Annotated in this window: 7 protein-coding genes and 1 pseudogene; 1 reads left to right on the plus strand and 7 read right to left on the minus strand. The window is 72.9% G+C overall.

Translation table 11 applies throughout. The features are described 5' to 3' along the window. The 6 genes from Ae331Ps2_RS09810 to Ae331Ps2_RS09835 all read right to left on the minus strand — a co-directional run bounded on the left by Ae331Ps2_RS09810 (nt 1) and on the right by Ae331Ps2_RS09835 (nt 9437). The gene (locus Ae331Ps2_RS09810) at nt 1-2094 is read right to left on the minus strand and encodes a hypothetical protein (protein WP_075309340.1); all 2094 of its coding nucleotides are present in this window, start codon (nt 2092-2094) and stop codon (nt 1-3) included. A 347-nt stretch (nt 2095-2441) separates the two neighbouring features. After that, on the minus strand, nt 2442-2621 hold the full coding sequence (locus Ae331Ps2_RS09815) for a YbdD/YjiX family protein (RefSeq protein WP_060714194.1): 180 nt from the start codon (nt 2619-2621) through the stop codon (nt 2442-2444). Further along, nucleotides 2618-4801, minus strand: a complete 2184-nt coding sequence (locus Ae331Ps2_RS09820) for a carbon starvation CstA family protein (protein WP_083695407.1) — start codon at nt 4799-4801, stop codon at nt 2618-2620. Before Ae331Ps2_RS09820 ends, Ae331Ps2_RS09815 begins: the two co-directional genes overlap by 4 nt. A gap of 245 nt (nt 4802-5046) precedes the next feature. Beyond that, nucleotides 5047-6867, minus strand: coding sequence for a phosphoenolpyruvate carboxykinase (GTP) (locus Ae331Ps2_RS09825; RefSeq protein WP_075309339.1), 1821 nt, complete (start codon nt 6865-6867; stop codon nt 5047-5049). Between the two features lie 340 nt (nt 6868-7207). Then, nucleotides 7208-7600 carry a hypothetical protein gene (locus Ae331Ps2_RS09830; protein ID WP_075312614.1) on the minus strand — a complete coding sequence of 131 codons (393 nt, stop codon included), beginning with the start codon at nt 7598-7600 and terminating at the stop codon, nt 7208-7210. A gap of 217 nt (nt 7601-7817) precedes the next feature. Then, nucleotides 7818-9437 (minus strand): MFS transporter, encoded by a 1620-nt coding sequence (locus tag Ae331Ps2_RS09835; protein WP_075329712.1) that lies wholly within the window; start codon nt 9435-9437, stop codon nt 7818-7820. 148 nt (nt 9438-9585) lie between these two features. On the opposite strand from Ae331Ps2_RS09835, the gene Ae331Ps2_RS09840 reads away from it, so the two are divergent. Then, nucleotides 9586-10179: a TetR/AcrR family transcriptional regulator gene (locus Ae331Ps2_RS09840; RefSeq protein ID WP_020622343.1), complete on the plus strand. Its 594-nt coding sequence runs from the start codon at nt 9586-9588 to the stop codon at nt 10177-10179. 103 nt (nt 10180-10282) lie between these two features. Here Ae331Ps2_RS09840 and Ae331Ps2_RS09845 read toward each other — a convergent pair. After that, nucleotides 10283-10462 (minus strand): annotated as a pseudogene (locus Ae331Ps2_RS09845) (IS5/IS1182 family transposase); the annotation flags it as partial.

Consider the following 10462-nt stretch of genomic DNA (forward strand, 5'->3'; position numbering starts at 1 on the left):
TCAGTCGTCCCGGCCGCCCGTGACCGCCGGGCGCGGGCCCGGTGCCATGGCCGACGGCGTCGACGGGCGGGACGGCTCGTCGTCGTGCGGGGTCGTGTCCGACCCGCGCGGGGCCGGGCGCGGCGCGGGCACCGACGGGTCGACGGTCTCGTGGGCGCCTGCCTGTCCGGCCTGCACCGGGACGGTGACCGGGACCTCCGGTGCCTCCGCGGCCGTCCGGGCGGCGGGGACCGACGGCAGCGGCGGCACGACCGGGGCCCCGGGGCCCGGCCGCGCGGCGGCGGTGCGGTCCCCGGTGCCGCGCAGGAACCGCGCCGAGGCCTGGTTCAGCACCTCGAGCAGGGTCGTCCCGGACGAGGCGGCCCGCGGCTCGTCCCCGACGACGGCGAGCATCCGCGGCGCCGCCGCGGTCAGCAGCAGCCCGTCGGCCTGCATCGCGCCCGCACCCAGCACGACCACCAGGTCGGCGGTGTCCGCCGGGGGCAGCGCGCCGAGGACGTCGTCGAGGGGCTCGCAGACGACCAGGCCGAAGCCGGGGACGCCACGGCCGGCGTCGGCCGCCCAGGTCTCGGCGAGCTGCGGGTGGGTCCGGGCGAGCTCGCCGAGCAGCCGGTCCAGCTCGTCGCGGTCGGCGACCTCGCGCCGGGCACGGTCGAGCTCTTCGAGCGCGTCGGCGTAGGCCTGCGGGTCGTGTGCCCGCAGCGCGTCCACGACGGCGTCGTGCTCCGGCGCCCGTGCCCCGTAGGGCACCCGGTCGGCGCAGGTGGCGGCCAGGCGTTCCAGCTCGTCGGCGGCCTCGGCGGGGTCGCCGTGCTCGTCGTAGTCGACGATCGCGCGGGCGACCCGCTCGGCGGCGGCCAGGTCCGGCACCGAGACCGGGGAGTCCTGCTGCAGGAACAGCACGTCGTGGCGCAGCGCGCCGACCGACCGGGCGGTCGCCGCCACCCGGTCCAGGGTGTCGGTGAGCGCGGGCAGCTCGGAGGGGTCCCGCGGGATCGGCAGGCCCAGCACCGCGCACAGCCGCGCGATCTCGTCGTCGCGGCGCGCCAGGTCGAGGTGCCGGACGATCGCGACCACGTGGTCGTAGGTCTGCGGGGCCTCCCCGCCGACACGGAAGCGGCGCAGGTGCGGCTCGGCGTCCTTCTGCTCCTGCGGGCGGAAGTAGGACCGGGTCCGGCCGCCGGAGTCGAGGAAGTCCAGGTAGCGGCGGACGACGTCGGCGCCGCCCTGGGGCAGCGGCTCCACGATCTCGACCGTGGGACCGGCGGCGTGCCGGGCGCGGTCGTCGCGCTGGCGGGCCGCGTGCCCCTGCAGCGCCTCGAACTCGGCGCGCAGTCCCTGGTGGACCAGCCGACCGACGACCTCGCGCAGCCGGTCGGCGTCCGGGGCCGCGGCGATGGCCTCCAGCGAGCCCAGGACGCACCGGGAGACCTGGGTGACGGCCCCGCGCCGGGCGGCGTCGAGGTCGCGCAGCAGACCGGGAACGATCCGGGCCTCGCCGGTCTCGGCGCCGGCCACGACCCGTGCGGCCCGCTCGCAGCAGCCCGCTACGTCGGCCGGGTCGGGCATGCCGTCGGAGTCGGGGAGGCGCTGGCCGCGCCGGGCGGTGCGGTCCGCGCCGACCCGGGCCAGCAGGCGGCGCAGCCGCTGCAGCTCGCGGACCGGCAGCTCCGGGAACGAGGTGGCGACCCGGCCCTCCACGCTCACCGGCAGCGAGTCGTGCACCGCGGCGACCCGCTCGGCGGACGCACCGGTCAGCAGGACGCGCATGCCGTAGCCGGTCAGCTCGGCCAGCGCCCTGGCGAGCTCGCCGGGGCTGCTGTCGGAGAGCACGACGAGCGGCTCCTCGGCCACCACGCCGAGCAGTGTCGACGGGTGGGCGGGGTCCTCCTCGGAGCGCGGCGGGGCCGCGGCCCCCAGCGCGGTCGACAGGGTCCGCAGACCGGCCGGCACCCGGCCGGCGCGCAGTTCGGCGGTGATCCGCGCCGCCGCCGCCCGCGGTGCCCCTCCGCCGCGGCCGGCCGACGCCAGCCCTTCGACGAACGCGACGAGCGCGTCGATGTCCGTGTCCTCGGACACCCGGACGTCCAGCATCTCGTCTCACACCTCCGCCGTACCCGTGTCGTCGCCCCGGGGACGACGTTCACGGTGTGTATCGCCGTGGACGGCCCGGTGTTCCGCCTCCGCCGTGATCGTCCGACCGGGACCGGCCGGCCGCCGTCACGAGGAGCGACGGAGCCGTGTCCCGTTCGGGGTACACGGCGGGTGCGGGATCGCCGTTCGGACGTCCCCGATTTCCCGCGAAAGGCTACCGGTCAGGGCTCTACGCTGGGCCGATCTCGTCGAGACCGGGCAACGTCGCCCCTTTCGGCGTCCTTCGCTGTCCACACTGAGCGACCGAGGCAGTTCAAACACTGCCCCATCGGAGTGAATTTACCCGATCAGCAACAGCGGGCGGAGGGAACACGGTCCTGGCGGTCGGTCCGCTCCCGCCAGAACTCGCGCTCGCCCAGCACCGGCGCACCGGGGTGGTGGGCCGCCCGATGGGCCAGGTACCGCTCGTAGTCGCGCTCCCCGGCGAGCTCGCGCACGAACGTCCAGAACGCCCGGAGCCGGCTCATCCGGAGTCCCCGGCCCTGGCGAGCGCGCGTTCGGAGCGGGTGGGGATCAGCCCGGCAGGGGCCTGGATCCGGGACTCGACGTACGGGTCCTCGGAGCCGCCGGGCAGCGGGCGTCCGCGCAGCGCGGCGACCCACACCCGGACCGAGTCGGCCAGGACGATCACGATGAGCAGCGCGAACAGGGCGGTGAGCACGGTGTCGACGGTCGTGTTCACCACCACCTTCTGCATGGCCTCGACGGTCCTGGCGGTGCCCAGGCTCGTCTTCCCGGCGTCGAGCGCGGCCTGGTACTGGTCGCGCTGGGCCCAGAACCCGAGCTTGGGGTTGTCGGAGAAGATCTTCTGGTAGCTCGCGGTCAGGGTGACGACGGCGTCGAACACCAGCGGGACCAGCGTGATCGGTGCGTAGCGGGCACGGCCGGAGCGGATCAGCAGCGTGGTGCAGACGGCCAGTGCGACGGCGGCGAGCAGCTGGTTGGCGATGCCGAACAGCGGGAAGAGCTGGTAGATGCCGCCCAGCGGGTCGTTGACGCCGGCGTAGAGCAGGTAGCCCCAGGCCCCGACGATGACGGCGCTGCAGATCCAGGCGCCCGGCCGCCAGCTGGTGTCGCGGAAGCGCGGCACCACGTTGCCGATCGTGTCCTGCAGGATGAAACGTCCGACGCGGGTGCCTGCGTCCACCGTGGTGAGGATGAACAGCGCCTCGAACATGATCGCGAAGTGGTACCAGAAGGCGCGCATCGCGTCGCCGCCGAGCACCTGGGAGAACACCGTCGACAGCCCGACGGCCAGGGTCGGCGCCCCGCCGGAGCGGCCGACCAGTGTGTGCTCCTCCACGGCCTGCGCGGCCGCGGTGAGGTCGGCCGGGGAGATGGTGAACCCGATCTGCGCCACCGCGGCGGAGGCGGTCTCGACGGTCGGCCCGAGCACCGTCGCGGGCATGTTCATCGCGAAGTAGAGGCCGGGGTCGAGGATGCAGGCCGCGGCCAGCGCCATGATCGCGACGAAGGACTCGGTGAGCATCGCGCCGTAGCCGATGACCCGGATCTGGGACTCCTTCTGGATCAGCTTCGGCGTCGTGCCCGAGGCCACCAGGGCGTGGAACCCGGACAGGGCACCACAGGCGATGGTGATGAAGACGAACGGGAACAGCGAGCCCGCCGCGACCGGGCCCTGCCCGTCGGAGGCGAACCGGGTCAGCGCGTCCATCTGCAGCGACGGCCAGGCCAGCAGGATCGAGGCGGCGAGCAGCACGACCACGCCGACCTTCATGAACGACGACAGGTAGTCGCGCGGCGCGAGCAGCATCCAGACCGGCAGCACCGAGGCGGCGAAGCCGTAGACCACCAGCGCGAGGGTCAGCTGGTTCGCGGTCAGGTGGAAGACCTCGCCCCAGGACGAGTTCTGCACCCAGCCGCCGCCGACGATGGCCAGCAGCATCAGCGCGACGCCGAGCACCGAGACCTCGATGATCTTCCCCGGGCGCAGGTAGCGCAGGTAGAAGCCCATGAACAGGGCGATCGGGATCGTCATCGCGAGCGAGAACGTGCCCCACGGCGAGTCGGCCAGGGCCTGGACGACGACCAGCGCCAGCACCGCCAGCAGGATCACCATGATGGCGAGGACGGCGACGATGGCCGCCGTCCCGCCGACCGGCCCGATCTCCTCGCGGGCCATCTGGCCGAGGCTGCGCCCGCTGCGGCGGGTGGAGAAGAACAGCGTGACCATGTCCTGGACCGCGCCCGCGAACACGACCCCGACGATGATCCAGATCGTGCCGGGCAGGTAGCCCATCTGTGCCGCGAGCACCGGGCCGACCAGCGGGCCCGCGCCGGCGATGGCCGCGAAGTGGTGACCGAACAGCACCCGCCGGTCGGTGGGCTGGAAGTCCTGCCCGTCGTCGAGTCGTTCGGCCGGTGTGGCGCGGGTGTCGTCCACGCGCAACGCGCGGTGGGCGATGAAGCGGGAGTAGAAGCGGTAGGCGATCGCGTAGGACGCGACGGCGGCGAACACCAGCCAGGCCGCGGAGATCTCCTCGCCGCGGGCGAACGCGACGATCGACCAGGCGATCGCGCCCACCACCGCCACCGCGACCCAGATCGCGATCTGCCTCGGGTCGCGACGACGGGTCGTGCCCGTCCCCCCGGTCCCCGGTTCTCCCGGTCGCTCCGTCGTGACCATGCCGTCCCCCGCTCGTGCACCGTGCGCGACCGACGCCGTCGTGGGGCCGGCCCGATCGGGAACGTTACGTCGGGCAACGTTGCCTGTCACCGGTCCGGGGACGCCGTTACCGAGTCTCGACCGGCCGCGTCCTCCCCGATCCGGGGACACCCACCTCACGTACCCGCGCAGGGACAGCACGGAGCCCCCGCACACGACGGTGTGCGGGGGCTCCGTGGGTCTCGCGCGGCCGGGGCCGCGGTGGGTCAGGCGCCGAGGCGCTGCTTCAGGGCCTCGAACTCGTCGCGGATCGAGGTCGGGAGGTTGTCGTCGCCGATCTTGGCGAACCACTCCTCGATCAGCGGGATCTCGGCCTTCCACTCCTCGACGTCGACCGCCAGGGCCTCCTCGACGTCGGCGCGCTCGGCGTCGACACCCTCGAGGTCGATCTGGTCCACGGTGGGCACGAAGCCGATGGGGGTGTCGACGGCGGCCGCCGTGCCCTCCATGCGCTGGATGCACCACTTGAGGACGCGGCTGTTCTCACCGAAGCCGGGCCACAGGAAGCGACCGTCCTCGCCGCGGCGGAACCAGTTGACGTAGAAGATCTTCGGGAGCTTCTCGGCGTCGGCGCTCTTGCCGAGGTTCACCCAGTGCGCGAAGTAGTCGCCGACGTTGTAGCCGAGGAACGGCAGCATCGCCATCGGGTCGCGGCGGACCTGGCCGAGGCCGCCGGCCGCGGCCGCGGTCTTCTCCGAGGACATGGTGGCGCCCATGAAGGTGCCGTGCTGCCAGCTGCGGGCCTCGGTGACCAGCGGGATCGTGGTCTTGCGGCGGCCGCCGAACAGGATGGCCGAGATCGGCACGCCGTTCGGGTCCTGCCACTCCGGCGCGACGACCGGGCACTGTGCGATCGGCACGGTGTAGCGCGAGTTCGGGTGCGCGGCGTCGGTGCCGGACTCGGGGGTCCAGTCGTTGCCCTTCCAGTCGGTGAGGTGCTGGGGGTCGCCCTCCAGGCCCTCCCACCAGACGTCGCCGTCGTCGGTCAGCGCGACGTTGGTGAAGAGCGCGTTGCCCTCCTCGATGGTGCGCATCGCGTTGGGGTTGGTCTTCCAGTTGGTGCCCGGCGCGACACCGAAGAAGCCGAACTCCGGGTTGATGGCGTAGAGCCGGCCGTCCTCACCGAAGCGCATCCAGGCGATGTCGTCACCGACGGTCTCGGCGCGCCAGCCGGGGATGGTCGGCTGCAGCATCGCCAGGTTGGTCTTGCCGCAGGCGCTCGGGAAGGCCGCCGCGACGTAGTAGGCCTTCTCCTCCGGGCTGATGAGCTTGAGGATCAGCATGTGCTCGGCGAGCCAGCCCTCGTCGTGGGCCATCGCCGAGGCGATGCGCAGCGCGTAGCACTTCTTGCCGAGCAGGGCGTTGCCGCCGTAGCCGGAGCCGTAGCTCCAGATCTCCCAGGTCTCGGGGAAGTGGCTGATGTACTTGGTCTCGTTGCACGGCCACGGCACGTCGGCCTGTCCATCGGCGAGCGGGGCGCCGATCGAGTGCAGCGCCTTGACCCACCGGTCACCCGCGACGTCGAGCAGCGGGACGACCTGCGCACCCATCCGGGTCATGATCTTCATGGAGATCACGACGTACTCGGAGTCGGTGATCTCGATGCCGATCTTCGGGTCGTCCGAGTCGGTCGGCCCCATGCAGAACGGGACGACGTACATCGTCCGGCCCTTCATCGAGCCGCGGTACAGCTCGGTCATGGTCCGCTTCATCTCGGCCGGGTCGGCCCAGTTGTTGGTCGGGCCCGCGCCGCGCTCGGTCTCGGTACAGATGAAGGTCCGCTCCTCGACCCGCGCGACGTCGTCGGGGTCGGAGGCGGCGTAGAAGGAGTTGGGTTTCTTCTCCAGGCGCGTGAGGGTCCCCGCCTCGACCAGCTGGTCGGTGAGCCGGGTCCACTCCTCGTCCGAACCGTCGCACCACACGACGCGATCCGGGGTGGCCAGCTCGGCGATCTCCTGGACCCAGGCCGCGACGCCCTGGTTGGTGGTCGGTGCCTTGTCGGTGCCCGGAACGGTCGCTGCAGTCATGTCGTCCTGTTCTCCTCGCCGGCCCCGGCCCGCCACCGGGGGAACTACGACGAGCCCGCGACCGGAGTCGGTGACGGGCCCAGACGGGAAAAGGTGGTTTCCGAGGCTACCTGCGAAATAGTGCGCCACCCACGGGTGGAGTTGAGAGGTCAGGCACAGCACCGATCATGTAAATCGATCCAGTACGCGCTGGACGACGGCGATGTCCGCCCAGGTGACAGCCATGTCACACGAACGCAACCTGTTCCCGGTGACAGATTCGCCGACGGTCCGTGACATCGGCACGCACATTCTCGGAGAAACGTCGCCGAAATTCACCCGCAGACCGGAAGCGACCGCTTCAACGCGTTCTCGGAACGCACTTAGGGCTTTCGAGAACGGAAGGGGTCAGCGCACGGTTGCGACGGAGCGCGAGCTCCGGGACCATGATCGGCAGCCGGTGGGCGGTCACCTGCCAGTACCGGGCGCCGGGGTCACCGGCCCGCCAGGCGTCGGCGAGCCGCACGACGGCGTCCGGGTCGATCACCCGGCGCGGCCGGGGCCGCATCCCGCAGCGCTCGCGGACGCCGGCGTCGAGCGCGCGCCAGGCGTCCTCGGCGGTGGTGTGGATCGAGACCTCCGGACGACCCGCGACGGCACCCCCGGCATCCGGGTCCCCGGGGTCGGGTTCCACGACGTCGCCGGGGTGTTCCCCGAGCACCAGGGTGTAGGCGCTGACCACCTCGTACGGCACGGCTGTCTCCCGTGTGGAGTCGGCACCGACGACCGGCACCGATCGTCGGTGCCGGTCGTCGCGGACGAGCCGTAGTGAACCAGCCGGTGCACACCGGATCCGCCGAACGAGCGTCCGACGGGGCCGCGCGTCGCCGGAACCACCCGTCCGGGCGGCCGGACGGTCACCCGTGACCGTCACGGGTGGTCACTCGTCGCTCACACCCCGCGACGAGCGGTCAGTGGCGGGCGCCCGCGGGCTCGGCGTCGGCGTCCACCGCGGAGGCACCGGCCGCCAGGACGTCCCGGTGCGCGCGGCGCAGGCCGAGCCCGGCCGTCACCAGCACCACGGCGACGACGACCGCCGCCGTCCCGGACGCGACGTCCACCCCGTGCACGAACGCCTCCCGTGCGGAGGCCAGCAGGGCCGCGGCGGCGTCGGCGGGCATCGTCGTGGCGACGTCCGCCGCCCCGCCGAGGGTCTCCCCGGCCGAGGACGGAGTCCCGTCGGGGAGCACGACGCCCGCCCGGTACACCGCGGACAGCACCCCGCCGATCGGTGCGGTGCCGAGCACCGCACCGACCTCGTAGGCGGTCTCGGAGACCGCGGCCGCGGCACCGGCCTTCTCCGGCGGGGCGGCCGCCAGGATCGCGTCGTTGGTGACGGTCTCGGACAGCCCGATCCCCGCGCCGATCAGCACCGCGGCCGACATCAGCAGCACGACGGCCGAGTCCACCTGCAGGAACAGGCAGGCCACGTAGCCGGTCAGGACGAGCGCGAGCCCGGTCGCGACGAGCTGGTGCAGCGCGAACCGGCGGGCCAGCCGCGCGGCGGCGAGCCCGGCCACGACCGTCACCACGAAGCCCGGCAGCAGGAGCAGGCCCGCCTGCAGCGGCGAGTACCCGACGACCAGCTGGAGGTACTGGGCGGAGAAGAACAGCAGCCCGGTGAGGCCGAACATGGTGGTGGCGTTGGCCAGCGCGCTGTGCCGCAGCACCGGGCGGGCGAACAGCTCCAGGTCGATCAGCGGGTCCAGGCCGCGCCGCACGCGCCGCCGGTAGTGGGCGAGGAACGCGGTGCCCGCGCCGACACCCACCAGCACCGACGCGACGACGGCGGGGGTCACCCCGCCCGCGGACCCGGCCAGCTTCAGCGCCAGGACCAGCGGTCCCATCGTCAGCAGCGACAGCACCACGCCGACCAGGTCCAGCCGGCCCGGCTCGGTCTCCCGCGACTCCGGCACCACCAGCGGCGCGACGACGAGCAGCAGCGCCATCGGCGGCACGCTCATCACGAAGATCGAGCCCCACCAGAAGTGCTCGAGCAGCAGCCCGCCGACGATCGGGCCGAGCGCCGCGCCCGCGGCGAACCCGGTCGCCCAGATCGCCAGCGCGAGCCTGCGGTGGGTCCGGTCGAGGAACACCGACCGCAGTAGCGCCAGCGTGGAGGGCATCAGCATCGCGCCGAACACGCCGAGCAGGGCGCGCGCCGCGACGAGCTGGGCGGCCGAGGTCGCGAACGCGGCGAGCAGCGAGACCACGCCGAAGCCGGCGACGCCGATCATCAGCAGCCGGCGGCGGCCGATCCGGTCACCGAGGGTTCCCATCGTGACCAGCAGCCCGGCCAGCACCAGCGGGTAGACGTCGACGACCCACAGCAGCGTCGCCGCGTCCGGGCGGAGCGCGGCGGAGAGCTCCGGCAGTGCCACGCCGAGCACCGTGTTGTCGATCGACACCAGCAGCGTGGGGATGGCGAGCACCGCGAGTGCGAGCCAGGCGCGCAGCCCGGGCAGCGGCACCACGTCCGGCCCGCCCCTGTCCCTCGCCGCGCCCCGTGCGCCGACCTCCGGCCGTGACATCGCCGTTCTCCCTTGCACTCGTCGTTCCGTCGGGCCCTGATCCGGACGCGTCTTTACCGTCCAGACGGTACATCTTTATACCGTCCAGACGGTACAGTCCATTCCCGGCCGGGACTGTGAGGCGGGGCACTGGCACTAGGCTTCGCCCATGGCGTCCCAGTCCGAACGACGGAACGCGGGGACACGGGGACCGGGCTCGACCCGCGACCGGGTCCTCGACGCGTACGAGACGCTGCTGATCGAGCAGGGCCCCGGCGGCGCGACCCTCGACGCGGTGGCGGCGGCGGCCGAGGTGTCCAAGGGCGGGCTGCTCTACCACTTCAGCTCCAAGGAGGCGCTGGTCAGCGGCCTGCTGGCGCGACTGCGCGAACGCAGCGCCCGCGACGCGGAGCTCATGCGGTCCGACGCCGCCGGCACCGTGGCCTACTACCTGCGCACCTCGGTGCCGGGCCACGAGTCGCCGGTCGGACTGACCCGCACCTACCTCGCGACCCTGCGCGTCGCCGACGGCAGCACCTCAGGGGAGGCCGCCCGGACCGCACTGGCCGACGTCGACGCCGACGGGCTCGCCGCGCTGTCCGAGGAGATCGACGACCCGGTCCTGGCCTGGCTGGTACAGCTCGTCGGGGACGGCCTCTACCTGCGCACCCTGACCGGCGCGCCGCTCACCGGCGGGGTCTCGACCGAGGAGCTCCTCGACACCCTGCGGACGCTGCTGGCAGCCCGTTCCCGGCCCGGGTGATCCCGTCGTGCACAGAACGCGTGGAACCGGTCGCGCGGGGTAGTCTCCTGTCCTGTACTCGCACGGGGAGGGGCCCACTGAGGTGTTCTCAGTAGCGGGTTGATCATGTCGTGCGGTCGTACTCGGTGTGGAGTAGTACGAGCGCAGCTGCGGTGATCGCGCCGGTGCGCCAGGGACATAGCGTGACTCGCCGCAACGCGGCGAAGGTGGTCTTGAGCAGGGCGTTTCCGCGTTCGGCCAGAGCACGAAGGGCTGAGTGCAGGGTGTTGACGGTGCGCTGGTT

It is taken from the genome of Pseudonocardia sp. Ae331_Ps2 (genome assembly GCF_001932405.1).
In the GTDB taxonomy this organism is placed as follows: Bacteria; Actinomycetota; Actinomycetes; order Mycobacteriales; family Pseudonocardiaceae; genus Pseudonocardia.